Source organism: Streptomyces sp. JLYT201 (assembly GCF_059448825.1).
The window spans coordinates 981,497-996,767 of the sequence record NZ_CM182551.1; the positions used below are offsets into that span (position 1 = coordinate 981,497).

12 protein-coding genes are annotated in these 15,271 nt (G+C 74.3%); 6 read left to right on the forward strand and 6 right to left on the reverse strand.

Annotated elements, in window-relative coordinates:
* Together AC5WAM_RS04165 and AC5WAM_RS04170 are read right to left on the reverse strand one after the other, a co-directional pair.
* Positions 1-3,945, reverse strand: coding sequence for a hypothetical protein (locus AC5WAM_RS04165; RefSeq protein ID WP_495521613.1), 3,945 nt, complete (start codon positions 3,943-3,945; stop codon positions 1-3).
* 362 nt (positions 3,946-4,307) lie between these two features.
* Positions 4,308-4,925 (reverse strand): TetR-like C-terminal domain-containing protein, encoded by a 618-nt coding sequence (locus AC5WAM_RS04170; RefSeq protein ID WP_366794836.1) that lies wholly within the window; start codon positions 4,923-4,925, stop codon positions 4,308-4,310.
* Between the two features lie 222 nt (positions 4,926-5,147).
* On the opposite strand from AC5WAM_RS04170, the gene AC5WAM_RS04175 reads away from it, so the two are divergent.
* The 4 genes from AC5WAM_RS04175 to AC5WAM_RS04190 all read left to right on the forward strand — a co-directional run bounded on the left by AC5WAM_RS04175 (position 5,148) and on the right by AC5WAM_RS04190 (position 9,027).
* On the forward strand, positions 5,148-6,644 hold the full coding sequence (locus tag AC5WAM_RS04175; RefSeq protein ID WP_495521614.1) for an MFS transporter: 1,497 nt from the start codon (positions 5,148-5,150) through the stop codon (positions 6,642-6,644).
* A gap of 193 nt (positions 6,645-6,837) precedes the next feature.
* Entirely contained in the window at positions 6,838-7,626 is a 789-nt protein-coding gene (locus AC5WAM_RS04180) for an SDR family NAD(P)-dependent oxidoreductase (protein WP_495521615.1), read from the forward strand.
* 86 nt (positions 7,627-7,712) lie between these two features.
* Positions 7,713-8,504, forward strand: coding sequence for an alpha/beta hydrolase fold domain-containing protein (locus tag AC5WAM_RS04185; protein WP_495521616.1), 792 nt, complete (start codon positions 7,713-7,715; stop codon positions 8,502-8,504).
* A 28-nt stretch (positions 8,505-8,532) separates the two neighbouring features.
* Positions 8,533-9,027 (forward strand): hypothetical protein, encoded by a 495-nt coding sequence (locus AC5WAM_RS04190; RefSeq protein WP_366794832.1) that lies wholly within the window; start codon positions 8,533-8,535, stop codon positions 9,025-9,027.
* A 97-nt stretch (positions 9,028-9,124) separates the two neighbouring features.
* On the opposite strand, the gene AC5WAM_RS04195 is transcribed toward AC5WAM_RS04190, so the two are convergent.
* From AC5WAM_RS04195 to AC5WAM_RS04205, 3 genes are all read right to left on the reverse strand, one after another.
* A complete protein-coding gene (locus AC5WAM_RS04195) occupies positions 9,125-10,249 on the reverse strand; it encodes a PLL family lectin (RefSeq protein ID WP_495521617.1) in 1,125 nt (374 codons plus the stop codon).
* 290 nt (positions 10,250-10,539) lie between these two features.
* On the reverse strand, positions 10,540-11,088 hold the full coding sequence (locus tag AC5WAM_RS04200) for a GNAT family N-acetyltransferase (RefSeq protein WP_366794830.1): 549 nt from the start codon (positions 11,086-11,088) through the stop codon (positions 10,540-10,542).
* Between the two features lie 88 nt (positions 11,089-11,176).
* Positions 11,177-11,590, reverse strand: a complete 414-nt coding sequence (locus AC5WAM_RS04205) for a nuclear transport factor 2 family protein (protein ID WP_366794829.1) — start codon at positions 11,588-11,590, stop codon at positions 11,177-11,179.
* Positions 11,591-11,748: 158 nt separating this feature from the next.
* On the opposite strand from AC5WAM_RS04205, the gene AC5WAM_RS04210 reads away from it, so the two are divergent.
* A complete protein-coding gene (locus AC5WAM_RS04210) occupies positions 11,749-12,342 on the forward strand; it encodes an exonuclease domain-containing protein (protein ID WP_366794828.1) in 594 nt (197 codons plus the stop codon).
* 99 nt (positions 12,343-12,441) lie between these two features.
* Entirely contained in the window at positions 12,442-13,428 is a 987-nt protein-coding gene (locus AC5WAM_RS04215) for a fibronectin type III domain-containing protein (protein WP_495521618.1), read from the forward strand.
* A gap of 76 nt (positions 13,429-13,504) precedes the next feature.
* On the opposite strand, the gene AC5WAM_RS04220 is transcribed toward AC5WAM_RS04215, so the two are convergent.
* Positions 13,505-15,019 (reverse strand): amidase, encoded by a 1,515-nt coding sequence (locus tag AC5WAM_RS04220; protein WP_495521619.1) that lies wholly within the window; start codon positions 15,017-15,019, stop codon positions 13,505-13,507.
* Positions 15,020-15,271 lie beyond the last annotated feature (252 nt).

Below are 15,271 nucleotides of genomic sequence, written 5' to 3' on the forward strand. Positions count from 1 at the left end.
CTACAGGTCGGCGCCACCGGCCTCACTTCCGCCCCACGGCCCCTCGACGACGTGCTCCCGCAGCAGGCGTACGTGGCGGCGGCGCACGTCGAGGGGCCAGGCGGCCGCGGTGCCCCAGGCGACGAGGGCCGCGGCCTTCCAGTAGCGCGACTCCAGGCCGCGCGCCTGGGACAGGGCGGTGCCCGCGAGGCCCTGCGCCACCATGCCGGTGAAGTAGGCGCGGGCGACGCCGCCGAAGTCGAGGTCCTCGGCCAGGGACGTCCGGAGCATGGGCTCGGCCAGGTCCACGCGCCCGGCCCGGAGCAGCGGCCCGAGGAACATCTCCGTCGTGAAGGCGTCGCCGCGGCCCACCTCCGCCCACGCCGCGACGGCCTTCTCCGCCACGCGCCCCGCGGTCGCCGTGTCGCCCGCCGCGGCATAGCTCTGCACGATGTCGGGCAGCGCGAAGGGCAGGCCGAGGTCCTCGGCGAGGCGCAGCGCGTGGTCGTTCATGCCCACCCGGGTCAGGGCCTCGCCGACGCGGTACGCGTCCTCGACGTCCCGGTCGGCACCGGCACTGACGTCCCGCTCGGCACCGACGCTCCGCGCGAACTCGTAGGCCTCGCCCGCGAACCCGCGCGCTTCCTCGTCCAGACCGGCGCGGCTCAGCGCGACCGCCATCGCCGCGTGCAGCCCCGCAGCGGCCCCGTCCGTCACGTGCGCGGCCCTGCGCCGGAAGGCGGCGATCGCCCGGTCGGCGGCCGCCGGGTGTTCCCGCAGTGGCCCGGCGGCACCCACCACCGCGCCGAGCGCGGCCAGGCACTGGAGGTCGTCCCGCAGGCGGAGGGCCAGGCCGACGGCCTTGTCGAGCAATGCGTCGGCCCCCTCAGCCCCCGTCGTACGGCAGCACGCCGACAGCTTCGCGAGTGACTCGGCGCGGCGGGCGACGGGCCGCATCCGGGCCAGCGTGGTCGCGCAATGGGCGGCGCCGTCGCTGCGGTGGAGCGCCTCCACCGCGCGCAGGACGGCGGCCCACAGCGTCCCGTCGGGCTGTCCTGCCGGTCGGTGCCGCCCGTTCCACTCGTCGATGACGCCGTGCGCGAGGTCCCGCGCTGCGGCGGTCCTCCCGGCCTGTGCCCACGCCAGGGCCAGCTCGGCGCGGTGCTCCGCGTCCCAGGTCGCGCACCCGTCGGCCGCGGCCAGGTGTCCGGCGGCCGCCTCCGCGATCTCGACCGCCCGGACGGAGGGGCCGCGCCAGGCGAGGTTGGGATTGGCCTCGGCCACGCGGCGCGCCCCCGCCCGGTCGCCCACCTCGATCGACGCCTCGACCACCTGGTGCATGAGGTCGTCGGTGAAAGGGTGGCTGGAGCGCCCGCTGAAGGCGAGGGCGTGCCGCGCCGCCCGGACCGCGCCGTCGCGGTCACCGGCCGCCAGCAGGCCCTCGCCCAACTTCGTCAGGCCCAGGCTGACGTACCAGTCCGGGAATACGACGGCGTCGGCGCTCCGGACGAGGCGGCGCATGGCCGGTACGTCCCCGTCGCCGCACTTCGCCTGCGCAGCCCGCAGAGAGGCCAGGGAGACGAAGCGCATCGACTCGTGCCGCAGCGCCGCGGCCCGGCTCAGCTCCCGCTCCAGCACGGCGGCGGCCCGCGCTCGGTGGCCCTCCGCGGCGAGGGCCTCGGCCAGCGCGGCGTGGAGCCCGGCGCGCAGGTAGTCCGCGTCGCTCGTGGCCATGGAGGCGAGGGCGCACGCGTCCTCGACGCGCGCGGCGCGCACCAGGTCTCCGACGACCCGGCCGACCGGCACGGTCCCGTTGCTCCCCAGCAGGAAGTCGCCGCGCTCCCGCGAACTGGCTCTCCGTGCCAGGTCCACGGCGGCGTCCAGGTCACCCAGGCGGCTCAGCGCCGCGGCCGCGTCGGCGAGCACCCACGCATAGAACGGGCCGTACGCGGGCGCGTGCGCGAGGAGTTCCACGAGGACCGAGCGGGCCGCCTCCGGCTCACCGGCCTCCAGGAGGTACTGCGCGCAGGCGCAGCGCACCCGTTGGTCGGCGCCTTCGAGCCAGTCACCGGGTGCGAACGGCGGGATCCCCGCTCCGGTCCCGCGCGCGGCACGCGCGCAGGCGCCGAGGGCGACGAACTGCCAGTACGCATCGCCGCGGGCCGGGGCGAACGCCCAGGCCCGGTCGGCGAGTTCCCGCGCGCGCTCGGTGGCCCCGGTGTCGAGATTCGCCTCGGCCACCTCAGCGAGCGCCTCCGCGCGATGGGTCTCCTGGACGCACAGGGCGATGCCCTCCGCCTGTCGCGCCTGCCCGGAGCGCACGAGGAGCCCGAGCAGCCCCGAGGGCAGACCGGCCGTGCTCGCGGTGGCCGTCAGATGGTGCACATCGAGTCTGAACTGGAGTTCCAGGACGCGGTCGGACGCGGGCCCTTCCGGCGCGCGCAGTGCTTCGCGCGCGAACGCGATGGTCTCCAGGAACGTCGCTTCGTGCCCGTACACGGCGAGGAGGCGTCGGCGGCGCGCGGTGTTCACCAGGTCCACCAGGCGCGTGCCGCCCACGAGTTCGCGGTGCGCGCGGACGAAGTGGTGGAGGCCGTGCAGGAGGAAGGGCGGTGTCGTCCCGGGCCAGCCGTCGTCCGCGTACCGGTCCGCCCACGCGATGACCTGGTGGATCTCCTGCGCGGAGCGCGCCTTTCCCACCCAGTGGTCGACGAACTCGCCGTACGTGGCGTGCGCCCACTGGTAGCCGGTCCCGCCGCACTCCAGGGCCAGCGGCAGCAGACAGCGCTCGATGCCGCGCAGGTGCCGGGCGACGCGGCCGACGCCGAGGTCCAGCAGATCGGCGAGGTCGTGCCGCGTCAGGGGCGCGGCCGCGACCCGCAGCAGCGTGGCGACGCGCTCCGGCATCGGCTCCGCCGAGGACAGCCAGTGCTCCAGGTGCCGCTGCGCGTCGTCGTGCCTGGCCTCGGCGTGCGGGCTGGTCTTGAGGGGTACGACGTGCACCGGGGTCGCCGCCAGGGCGTGGTGGCGGGGCACCGCCGCGCGGAAGTCGGGCAGGCACCGGGTCGCGACGACGACGTGGGCGTGGCCGAAGACGTGCACGGGCAGCAGCGGGCTGACGCCGTCCGCCGTGAGCTGCTCGTCGAGGCCGTCCACCAGGAGCACCGCCGGGCGCCCGGCCGTGCCGAGGGCGGCGAAGCCCGTCCACAGCCGGGCGAACTGGGCGGGCCGCTCCTCGGGCGGCGCGAGGGGTTCCTGCGAGCGCAGGGCGGTCAGGAGCTGGCCGATGGCCGCTTCCAGGAAGTCCTGCGACCGGTGGGCGTAGCGGTCCACGACGTAGAACACGGCGGTGGGGCAGCCCTGCGCGCGCAGACGGCGGTACAGCTCGACGGTGAAGGCGGTCTTCCCGGCGAACGCGGGTGCCTCGATGACGTGGTACGCGCCCGGTCCCCGGACGGCGGCGAGCAGCCGCGCCAGGTCCTCCTCGCGGTCGAGGACGACGGAGTGGTAGCTCTCGAAGGCGCTGCGGGTGGCGCCGTAGCGGTCGTGGACGCTCTCCGGCACAGGCCCTGGGCCGCCCGGTTCCGCTTCCTCGGCTGCGGGCTCCCGCGGCGCGGCGGCCGCGCGGGGGCGCCGGGGGCCGACGGCCCGCACGAGATCGGCGTGCCGTCGGCGCCACAGGGATCGCCGCAGCTGCGGCACGGCCTCCGGCGGGAGGTCGCCGTACCGCGCGACGGCCGCCGCGCGGCAGGCGTCGACGAACGCCTCGATGACCTCCCACCTCGGCGGGCGTACGAAGGTGGCGTTCAGCAGAGCGCTCAGGCCCGCACGGTTGAGCTGTCCGCGCAGCCGGCCGGGCGCGGCGGTCGCGTTGTGCGTCACCAGGGCGCCGTAGCTCGGGTTCCCGGCCGCCACGCGCAGCTGGACGAGCCAGTCGGCGAACCTCTCCTGGGGCGTCACCACCATCGGCCGGATGCACTCCTCACCGCCACCGCGCGTACGCGCCGGTCCGGGCCCTTCGGAACCGTTCGGCCCTCCGCGTCCCGCGCCTGGCTTCCACCAGGGGGTACGGCCGGACCGTTCGGGTCCGTTCCGGAACCGGGACCCCCGTCGGGGTCCCTTGCGAGCGTAGCCCCCGGCGGGCCGGAACAGGCCCCTCTTCGCCCACGGAGCACCGGAGGACACCATGCCCCAACCACCCCGCAGGGAACGCGAGTCGAAGCCCGTCGTCCGCCTGGTGGCGGGGGCGGTCCTGTCCGCCGCCGTCCGCTCGCTGATCGACTGGCTGACGGGCCGTTAGCCGTACGTCCTGCCCGGCCCCGTCGCCGTCATCGCGGTGACGGGGCCCAGACTCCCGCGCGCGCCGCGGTGGCCGCCGCCCGCGCGGCCGCGTCCGCGTCGGCCTCGGTCAGGGCGCGGCCCTGGTTGAGCAGGGCGTAGTACAGCGGTGCCGAGACGGCGGCGACGACGGCGTGCGGGTCGGTGCCTGCGGGGAGTTCGCCGCGCGCGATCGCGTCGCGGACGCAGCCGGACCACTCCTCGATGCGCACCTCGTAGAAGCGGTGCAGGGCCCGCGCGGCCTGGTCGTCGCAGAGGGACGCGGCGATCAGCGCCGTGAACAGGCGGCCCTGCCGGGGGTCGGTGAGGGTCTTCACGACGAGCCGGGCGTTCGCCCCGAGGTCCCCCTCCAGGCTGCCGGTGTCGGCGCGCCGCAGCGACTGCTCGGCCATGTCGGCCAGCACATCGGCGGCGAGCGCGCCGGGGGTGCCCCAGCGGCGGTAGACCGTGGTCTTGCCGACGCCCGCGCGGTTCGCGATCTCGGTGAGGTCGAGCGCGTCGAACCCGTCGGCGGCGAGCGCGTCACCGGCCGCCCGCAGGACGGCCTCGCGTACGCGGGCGGTGCGTCCGCCCGGTCGGACGGTGCCGGGGGCCGGGGCGTCAGGCATGGGTCCCCTCCTAGGGGTGTCGAGCGGTGCTTCACGGCGCGCGCCCCATCGTATCGGGACTCCAGTTCCCTTACCGCCTTCGGCGTGCTAACTTCACAGCCGTAACGGAACGACAGACCCATTAGGGCGGATCGCTCCAGGATCTCCTCCGTCCTGCCCCGGCGCCCCGGCGTCGTCGGCACTTCCCGCCCCGCCGCGGTGAAGCCGAAAGGAAGCTCTCCCATGTCCGCACCGAAGCTCGCGGCGCGCCCGGCTCCGCGCCGCACCGACGCCACCGCCCCTCCGACGCGGGCTGCGGCTCACCCTCCGGCCCAACCCCAGCGGCTCACCGGCGAGTTGAAGCTGACCCTGGCCGTTCTGCTGGTCGCCCAGTTCATGCTGGCCGTCGACTTCTCGATCCTGAACGTCGCCCTGCCCGCCATCGGCGACGGCCTCGGCTTCTCGCTCTCCGACCTGCAGTGGATCGCCACCGCCTTCGCCCTGAGCGCGGCGGGCTTCACCCTCTTCTTCGGCCGCATCGGCGATCTGCTCGGCCGGAAGAAGATCTTCATCGGCAGCCTGGCCCTGCTGGGCCTCGCCTCGCTCGTCGGCGGCCTGGCCACGAGCCCGGAGGTACTGCTCGCCGCCCGCGTCGCCCAGGGCCTCGCCACGGCCGCCGCCACCCCGGCCGGGCTCGCGCTGCTCACCACCTCCTTCCCCGAAGGACCCCTGCGGCAGAAGGCGCTGGGCATCAACGGCGCCCTGATGTCCGCCGGGTTCACCACCGGCGCGATCCTCGGCGGCGTCCTGACCGACCTGCTCTCCTGGCGCTGGGCCTTCTTCCTCAACGTGCCCGTCGCCCTGGCCGTGATCGTCGTCGCCCCCGCCGTCATCAAGGAGTCCAAGCCGACGGTCCGGCCGAAGCTGGACCTGCCCGGCGCGCTCACCGTCACCCTCGGCCTGCTCGCCCTCGTCCACGGCCTCACCCAGGCGGGCGAACACGGCTGGGCCGACGCCCACGCCCTGTCCGGCCTCGCCGCAGGCGCCGCCCTGCTCGCCGCGTTCTTCGCCGTCGAGCGCAAGGTCGCCGAGCCGCTCGTCCCGCTGAAGACGCTGGGCCGCCGCACCGTCGCCTGGGGCAATGTCCTCGGTCTGCTCGCCTTCGTCACCGAGACCTCGCTGGTCTACCTCCTCACCCTCTACCTCCAGAAGACCCTCGGCTTCACCCCGCTCGCCGCCGGTGTCACCTTCGGCGTCCTGGGCGCGGGCACCGTCGTCGGCGGGCTCCTGGCGCCCAAGGTGATCGCGCGCCGCTCGACGCTGACGGCCCTGGTGGCGGGCGGCGTCATCCAGACGGTGTTCACCGCCGCGCTCCTCTTCCTCGGCACGACGACGGGCGCGTCCCTCGCCCTGCTGCTGCCCGCCACCTTCTTCGGCGGCATCGGCAACATGCTCGTCATCGTCGGTTTCATGGTGACCGCCACCAGCGGGCTCCCGGACGCCGAACAGGGCCTCGCCACCGGTCTCGCCTCGATGTCGCAGCAGGTCGGCATCACCATGGGCACCCCGATCATGTCCGCGGTCGTCACCGCCACCACCACGGGCGCGGCCACCGCCTCCGCCGTCCACCACGGCGTCACGGTCGCCATCGCGGTCAACGCCGCGCTCGTACTCCTCGGCGTCGTGTTCGCGGCGGTGTTCCTGCGGCCGAAGCGGACGGCCGGGGCCGTGACGGCCTGAGGTCCCCGTGCCCCGGCGCGGGGCCGGACGGCAGGCGCGTGACGCACGGCAGCGGGCACGTGTCGCCCGGCAGCGGGCACGCACCACCCCGCAGGGGGCACCCGGTAGGGCCCTGCGCGCTGAAAGAGCAGCGCAGCGGGCCGGGGACTCGCCCCCACCCCCCATCCGTTCTTCTCCTCGAAGGAGCCAGTTCATGGACCTCCAGCTCACCGACAAGGTCATCGTCGTCACCGGCGCCACCAGCGGCATCGGCCACGCCACCGCCCGCCTGCTGGCCGAGGAGGGCGCCCACGTCATCGCCGTGGCCCGCGGTACCACCGGCACCACCGCCGTGCCCGCGAAGGCCGACTTCCTCGCCGCCGACCTCACCGACCCGGCGGCCGCCGAGCGGATCGTCGAGCACGTACGCTCCGCCCACGGCCGCCTGGACGGCCTGGTCAACAACGCCGCCGCCCTGGTCTCCCAGCCGTCCTTCGCCGCCATCGACGACGACCAGTGGCACACCACCTTCGAGCTCAACCTGCACGCCGCCGTCCGCCTCACCCGCGCCGCGCTGCCCCTGCTCCAGGACAACCCGCGCGGCGCGAGCGTCGTGCACGTCGCCAGCGAGGCCGCCCGGCTGCCCGACGCCACCATCGCCGACTACGCCGCCTCCAAGGCCGCCCTGCTCTCCGTCTCCAAGTCCCTCGCCACGAGCCTCGGCGACTCCGGGGTCCGCTCCAACGTCGTCTCGCCCGGCCCCACCCGCACCGCCCTCTTCGACGCCCCCGGCGGCTTCGCCGAACAGCTCGCCGAACGCTTCTCGCTCCCCGCCGACCAGGCCGTCGACCACTTCATCCGCAACGAGCGCCGCCTGCCCACCGGCCGCATCGGCGCCCCCGATCAGGTCGCCGACCTCATCGCCTACCTCCTCTCGCCGCGCGCCGCCCAGGTCACCGGTGCTGAATGGAGTGTCGACGGCGGAGCCCTCCGCCAGCTGTGACCCGCCCGCGGTCGGGCACACGGACCCACGGACACGCACACACGGACGTACAGGGACACACACGGATACCGGGAGGACCCTCCGCCATGATCACGAGTAGCACGGTCCGCGCGGGCTACCTCGCCCGGCGGCATCTGACCGTCCCGGCGCCGAGCCCCGTCCCCGTCCGCGTGTACGAGCCCGGGGCCCGCCCCGGCGGCTGGCTGGTCTGGGCGCACGGCGGGAGCTGGCAGTACGGCTCCGCCGCCGACTGGCACCCGGTCACCCACCGCCTCGCCGCCCTGAGCGGCTGGAACGTCGTGAGCGTCGACTACCGGCTCGCTCCCGCGCACCGCCACCCGGCCGCGCTCGAAGACGTCCTCGCCGTCCTGGACTGGGCGGCCGAGCAGACCGGCGCCCCGATCGCGGTCGGCGGGGACAGCGCGGGCGCCACCCTGGCCGCGGGCGCCGCCCTCGCACAACGCGACCGCGGCCGCCGCCTGGACGCCCAGCTGTTGGCCTACCCGCCCCTCGCCCCGGACTGCGCCACACCCAGCCACCTGCGGGACCCGGCAGCCTTCCCCCAGCCCGCCGCGCTGCGCCGGGCCTGGCGCACCTGGCGCGGCACCGGGCCCGCCACGGCTGTCGCGCCCGACGGCACGGCCCTGCACAGCACGCCGCTCGACGCCCCCGACCTACGGGGTCTTGCCCCCGCGGTGCTCGCCGTCGGCGCCCTGGACCCCGTCGCCGACGACGTCCTCGCCTACGCCGAGCTCCTGAAGGCCGCGGCCGTCCCCGCCCGTCTTCTGCACGCGCCCGACGCCGCGCACGCCGACCTCCTCCGCCCGCGGAGCCGTCTGTTGCCCCGTCTGGCCGACGCCCTGCGTCACCTGCCCTGACCGACCCTCCCGGAACGGACGCCCCACCATGACCGCACCGCCCGCCCCCATCGAGGCCCTCGTCCGGCACTTCACCGATCTGCGCGACGGCACCCACGCCGGGCAGACCGAACGCCCCGCCAAAGAAGCCGTCTTCGCCGCCACGACCGACCTGCTCGACGCCCCCGCCCGCCAGGTCCTCACCGAGTACGACACGCATCTGCTGCTCGGCACCGGCACCCTCCAGGCCACCGGCCTCCGTCGCGACCGGCACGGCGGCAGCTACGCCACCTGGAGCCTGACCTGGCCCGAACAAGTCCGCGCCGGCCTCCCCGCGCTCGCCCTCCACGCCCACTACGACGCCGGCTTCCACCACCCCCACCTGCGCGGCGCCACCGTCTCCGAATGGCCCCTGAACGTCTTCACCCCCGCCCAGGCCGCCGAACTCCTCCCCACCTTCCGCACCATCGTCGCCGCCGACCTGCACAACTTCGTCTTCCAGCGGGACTGGCGCATCGTCCCCGCGCTGCACGCCGACCGGTAGGAGCCGGGCCTGCGGGGCAACTGCCCCGGCGACCGGCCCGGTTCCCCGTCGGGTGGCGGGCCCCGAGTCGGTCCGGGGCCCGCCTGACGGCTACGGCTCAGGGCAGGGACCACCAGTTGACCCAGAGGTCGGAGTCGTCGGTGATCACGAAGGCGTAGGGGCGCTGCGTCGCGCTGGGGTTGTCCTGGACGGTGATGGCTTCACCGGGGCGTTCGGCGACGCGGCCGGCGGGGGTGCCCTGGGCCGCCCAGTTCCACTTGTTGCCGTCCCACCAGTTCACGTACAGCTTGGAGTCGTCGCCGATGACGAAGACGTAGGGACGGGAGAAGGCGCTGGGGTCGTCCTTCATCGTGATCGCGCCGACGGAGTCGAGGATGAGCCGCCCGCCGGGTGCGCCCTGGTCGCTCCAGTTCCACTTCGAGCCGTCCCACCAGTTCACGTACAGCTTCGAGTCGTAGCCCTGGACGAAGGCGTACGGCCGGTCCACCGCGTTCGGGTTGTCCTGGACGCTGATGACACCGGCGCCCTTCTTGACCGGCTGTCCCGACGGTGCGCCCTGGTCGCTCCAGTTCCACTTCGAACCGTCCCACCAGTTCACCCAGACCCGGGAGTCACCGGTGATGACGAAGGCGTAGGGGCGGGTGAAGGCGTTCGGATTGTCCCGCATGGTGGTCACGCCCAGGGGGCGCGAGATGCTGCGGCTCGGCGGTGCGCCCTGGTCGCTCCAGTTCCACTTCGAGCCGTCCCACCAGTTGACCCACAGACGGAAGTCGTCGGTGATGACGAAGGCGTACGGGCGTTGCGCCGCGTTGGGGTTGTCCTGGACGGTGACGACCCCGACGCCTTCGCGGATCAGTCGGTTGCCGGGTGCGCCCTGGTCGCTCCAGTGCCAGTTGGAGCCGTCCCACCAGTTCACGTACAGCTTCGAGTCGTCGCCGATGACGAACGCGTACGGCCGCTGCGCCGCGGCCGGACCGTCCTGAACCGTGACCGCGCCGACCTTCTCGATGACGCTGCGGCCGCTGGGTGAGCCCTGGGCGCTCCAGTGCCACGCCTTGCCGTCCCACCAGTTGACGTGCAGCTTCGAGTCGAGGCCGCGGACGAAGACGTACGGGCGCTGCGCGGCCTGCGGATCGTCCTTCATGGTGACCGCGCCGACGGTGGCCCTGACCCCGACCGTACTGGTGGGCCTCTGCTGATCGTTCCATTGCCATGAACCCATCGAGCTTCCCTCCCCGGCCCCGGCCCGGCACCACGCCGGCGGGGCATGCTGAGTCGTGCTCCGGGAGCCCGGCACCGCAAGGACGCAGGCGCCGGGTGACAACAGGGACGGGTCCGGCCGGAATCCCGCAAAGGTGATGCGTGGGAAGACTCTGGCAGCGCATCCACCACCTGTCACCACCGCATGACGGAAGGCAACGTTCCGTGGAGTCGATCCGGACATGGCCACCTCGCCCGCCCGGGAACCCTCACGCCCGCCCCGGCTGAAGCAGCAGCACCGGGGGCGTACGGCTACGCGGCCTGCACCGCGTCCGCCGGGACCTCGAAGACGAGCACGAGCCCGCCGTGTGCGTCGCTCTTCTCGCCGACGCGGGTGAAACCGAAGCCCGCGACGGTGGCCAGGGACGCGCTGTTGTCGGACCTGATGGTGGCCCGCACGGTCCTGACACCGGGCTCGGCGGCGGCCCTGACGAGCAGCGCCTTCAGCATGGCGCGGGCATAGCCCCGGCGTCGGTGCCCCGGCACGACGGTGTAGCCGACCTCCACCGCCCCGGCCGCGTCCGGCGGTCCGTGGAACCCGGCGTCGCCGATGACGGTGCCGTCCGGCTCGGACACAGCGGCCCGCGTGATCCAGGGCGCGGCCGACGGGTCTCGGGCCACCTGGTCGGCACGATGGGCGAAGATCGACCGGGCCCGGTCGCTGACGAAGTGCGGGTCGAGGGCGACCCCGGCCTCGGCGCTGCCCGCTGCGAGGTCGCCATCGGCAAGCGCCCGCAACGCCGCCGCGTTGAGCTCGACGAAGCGGACGCGTGGAGGTGGGGAGAGAGGTTCGCTGTTCATCGCGGCGATGTTCGCCCAGCGCCGGCGGGTTGTCCAGCGGTTTGCGCCTCCAGGGGGCCGAGCGCCCCGGCGGTGCCGGTGGGCGTCCTCAGGTCACCAGGTCGGGCGCGAAGTAGTCCCGCAGCCGGGCGATCTTCCCGTCGCGGAGGCGGAAGATCTGCACCAGCGACACGCTCACGTCGTCCTCCCCCGCGCGCCCGTCGAAGACCGTGTCGATCTCGGCGACGAACACGTCGGGGTCGGCGGTGGTGTGCAGCACGTACCCGGACTTCTCCAGGTTCGGCGCGCGGCCGTCCTGCCGCTGCCGCTCGTAGTACGCCGCCATCGCGGTACGGATCTCCGCGCGGCCCACCAGCCTCCTGGGGAAGTCGGCGCCGGCGGGCACGAGCGGCGCCTCGAACACGCCGTCCTCGGTGAAGGTCTCGGCGACGGCGTCGGCGTTCCGGGTCATGCTTCCGGCGTAGACGTACCGCTCGAAGATCTCCTGGGGCGTTGGGGACATGACGGCCTCCCTGGGTTCGGACGCGGACGCCCAGATCATCACAGCGGGGCCTCGGAGAAGGCGGTTTCCGGGAACCGGTCACCCCCGTCGGACCGCGATGATGGGCACCCCGGCCGCGTCGGCGCGCGGCCTTCCCGCAGGGCGAGGAGAACGGCACTGTGTCCACCTTCGTGGTTTTCGACCTGGAGTTCACCACGTGGCCAGGAGCGCTCGAGAACGACTGGTCGGGTCCCGGGCAGTTGCGGGAGATCGTGCAGATCGGGGCGCTGCGGCTGGACGCGGACCTCTCGGTCGTGGAGGAGTACGAGGTGCTGGTGCGGCCGGTGGTCAATCCGCGGCTCTCGGCGTTCTTCACCGAGCTCACCGGGATCGAGCAGGAGGAGGTCGACCGTAAGGGCCTTGCCCCCGCCCGGGCGATCGGTGACTTCCTGGGGTTCTGCAAGGGCAGGACCGCGCTCTCGTACGGCAACGACATGGTCGTCGTCGGGGAGAACGCGGGCTGGGCGCGGGCGCGCGGCGAGCGGATCGCCGGCAGCTGTCTCGACACCCCCTTCGTGAACGTGCGGCCCTGGATCAACGCCCTGGCGCCGACGACGACCGGGGTGAACGTGGGGCGGCTGTGGCAGGTGCTCGGGCTGCCCAGGCCCGCCGCCGGGCGGGAGCATGCGGCGCTCTTCGACTGCTACTCCTTCGCGGCGGCCCTGCGGCACCTCCGGGCGGCCGGGGCCGCCTTGCCGGAGGGCTGGCTCTGACGTCCGGCGCGGTGGTCGATCCGCCGCACCTCTTGATGTGCCCCGGTCACGCCTGACAAATTGGTCCGGACCAATTGCCGTCGAGTGGAAGGCACACCCGTGCGACGGACCCCCCACACCCGCCATCTGCCGCCCGTCTGTCTCACCGTCACCGTCGCCTGTCTGCTGAGCGCCTGCGCCTGGGGCGGTGAGGAGGGCGGGGGCGCGGCGCCGCCGGACGCGCCGCGCGGGGTCACCGCGCAGGCGGGCAGCGCCACGTCCGTGCACGTGATGTGGAACCGGTCCGCCGGCCGCGCCGAGATCGACGGGTACGAGGTGTACCGGGGCGCCACCCGGGTCAAGCGCGTCCCGGCCGCGCAGCACATGGTCGACATCACCGGGCTCAAGCCGTCCGCCACGTACACCTTCTCCGTCCGGGCCCGCGACGCCGACGGGAACCTCAGCGCGGACAGCAAGAAGCTGACGGTCACCACGCCCGCCGCGGTCGCGGCCGACACCGAGGCGCCCTCGCGTCCGCGCACCCTGCGCGGCGAGGCCGAGGGCGGGCACGCCGCGACCCTGTCGTGGGGAGCGTCGAAGGACAACAGGAGCGTGGCCTCGTACGAGATCTACCAGGGCACGACAAAGATCCACAGTGTGGGCGGCGGCACCACGGACACGCTCGTCACGGGGCTGCGGCCGGGCCGGACGTACACGTTCAGCGTGAAGGCGCGGGACGCCGCCGACAACTTCTCGCCCGCGAGTCCCTCCGCGCGCGTGACGACGTCGGGCAGCAAGGACAGCGGGCGCGGCACCGCGCCGGCGGACCTCCGCGCGACGACGCACCTCAAGGACGGGGCGTACTACATCGACCTGTCCTGGAAGCCGCCGCACACCGGCGGCTCGGTGACGGAGTATCAGATCCATCTCGACGGGGAGAGCGCCACCTCCCTCGTCTTCGGCGGCACGGTCCCGCAGGGCCGCATGAAGCACAGCTTCTACGTGGGCAAGAAGCCCGGCGAGACGCACCGCGTGCGGCTGCGCGCCAAGCTGCCCGACGGCACCTGGGGCGCCTTCTCGGCCCGGCGCACGGTCACCACGCGGTGAGCGAGCGGCAGCGAGCCGGTGCGGACCGGCACCGTGAGGGGCGTGCGGTCGCCACGCGTGGGGCGACCGCACGGTCTCAGCGGGTGCTGCCGGAGTCGATCGTCGGCAGGTAGCGCGGGGCGCGCCAGGCGTGCAGGCGCTGCTCCACCGCGGCGCCCAGCGACAGGAGTCGCGCGTCCTGGTGGTGGCCCGCGGTCAGGAGCACGCCGACGGGCAGCTCCTTCACGAACCCTGCGGGCACCGAAAGGGACGGGTAGCCGGCGACGGCCGCCGGGGTGGAGGACGGGATGACGTCGTTGTCGCCCCGCTTGCAGTCGGTGGTCCAGGCGGGCGGGTTCGTCGGCGCGGCGATGGCGTCGAGGTCGTGGGCGGCCAGGGTCTCGTCGATCGAGCGCCGGGAGAGGTCCTTCAGCTCCGCGCGCATGGCCCGGTAGGCGGGGTCGGTGGTGGGCGGCGCCGCGAGCGCCTGCTCGAACAGCTCCTGCCCGGCGAAGCAGGTCTGCTCCGCGGGGTGGGTGCGGTTGAACTCGATCAGACCCGCGAGGTCGCGCGGGCCCTTGCGGGTGCCGAGGTAGGCGTCGATGTCGCGGTGGAACTCGCTGAGCAGCGCCGGGAACTCAAGCTCCGCGAGCCGCTTCTGGTACGGCGGCGTCACCTCGACGACCTCGGCCCCGGCGGTCCGCAGCTTGCGGGCGGTGCGCGTCATCACGGCGTCCACGTCCGGGCCGAGCTCGGGCAGCCGCCACAGGCCGATGCGCTGGCCGCGCAGGCTGCCCGGGCGCACGCCCGCGTCCTTGAGGCCCCGGGACGCGGACGGGCGGGCACCCTCGCCGCCGCTGAGGACGGCGAGCGTGAGCGCGGTGTCGACGACGTTGCGCGCCATCGGCCCCGCCGTGTCCTGCTCGGCGGAGATCGGGACCACGCCGGACTCGCTGACCACGCCCAGGCTGGGCTTGAGGCCGACCACGCCGTTCATCCCGGCCGGGCACACGATGGAGCCGTCCGTCTCGGTGCCGATGGCCACCTGGGCGAGGGACGCCGCGAGGGCCGCGCCCGAACCGGCGGAGGACCCGCACGGATTGCGGTCCAGGACGTACGGGTTGTGGGTCTGGCCGCCCACCGCCGACCACCCGGAGGTCGGCCTGGCCGCGCGGAAGTTGGCCCACTCGGACAGATTGGTCTTGCCGAGGATCACCGCCCCGGCCTTCCGCAGCCGCTTCACCAGCGGTGCGTCGGCGTCCGGCGGGCTTCCGGCGAGGGCGAGCGACCCGGCCGTCGTGGGCATGCCGCGGGTGTCCACGTTGTCCTTGAGCAGGACCGGGATGCCGTCGAGCGGGCCGAGGGCGCGGCCCGCGCGGTGCCGCTCGTCGCTCGCGGCCGCCTGGCGCAGGGCCGTCGGGTCGGTGCGCAGGACGGCGTTGATCTCGGGGTCGACCGTGTCGATCCGCCGCAGATAGGCGGAGGTCAGCGCCTTCGAGGTCAGCGCTCCCTTCGCCATCCGCGCCTGGAGCTGCGGGATCGTCACCGTGTCGAGGTCGACGCCGAGGCCCGTGGCCGACGCCCGCCCCTCGGTGCCGTCCTCGGCGTGCACGGCGGGTGTCCCCGCCCAGAGCGAGCCCGCGACGAGCGCGGCGGCCGCGGTGGCAACGCCGGTCCTCCGCAGGCCCTTTGCGGCCCCTGTCGTCCCTGTGCCTCGTGTGCTTCTCGTCCGCCTCGTGCTTCGCGTGCTCCTCATGGGGCATAGCCGACTACACGGCGAAGGGCCCGCGCAAGGGCATCGCGGGCCGTACTCCCGGGCAAGGCGCGCGGCCTCGGGGACGGCCGCCTCAGGCCTCGGCCGGGG

What these genes read in the sequence shown, in the direction of transcription:
- AC5WAM_RS04165 (WP_495521613.1), bottom strand. Translation starts at nt 3,945, where the DNA reads ATGGTGGTGACGCCCCAGGAGAGGTTCGCCGACTGGCTCGTCCAGCTG.
- AC5WAM_RS04170 (WP_366794836.1), bottom strand. Translation starts at nt 4,925, where the DNA reads ATGCCTGACGCCCCGGCCCCCGGCACCGTCCGACCGGGCGGACGCACC.
- AC5WAM_RS04175 (WP_495521614.1), top strand. Translation starts at nt 5,148, where the DNA reads ATGTCCGCACCGAAGCTCGCGGCGCGCCCGGCTCCGCGCCGCACCGAC.
- AC5WAM_RS04180 (WP_495521615.1), top strand. Translation starts at nt 6,838, where the DNA reads ATGGACCTCCAGCTCACCGACAAGGTCATCGTCGTCACCGGCGCCACC.
- AC5WAM_RS04185 (WP_495521616.1), top strand. Translation starts at nt 7,713, where the DNA reads ATGATCACGAGTAGCACGGTCCGCGCGGGCTACCTCGCCCGGCGGCAT.
- AC5WAM_RS04190 (WP_366794832.1), top strand. Translation starts at nt 8,533, where the DNA reads ATGACCGCACCGCCCGCCCCCATCGAGGCCCTCGTCCGGCACTTCACC.
- AC5WAM_RS04195 (WP_495521617.1), bottom strand. Translation starts at nt 10,249, where the DNA reads ATGGGTTCATGGCAATGGAACGATCAGCAGAGGCCCACCAGTACGGTC.
- AC5WAM_RS04200 (WP_366794830.1), bottom strand. Translation starts at nt 11,088, where the DNA reads ATGAACAGCGAACCTCTCTCCCCACCTCCACGCGTCCGCTTCGTCGAG.
- AC5WAM_RS04205 (WP_366794829.1), bottom strand. Translation starts at nt 11,590, where the DNA reads ATGTCCCCAACGCCCCAGGAGATCTTCGAGCGGTACGTCTACGCCGGA.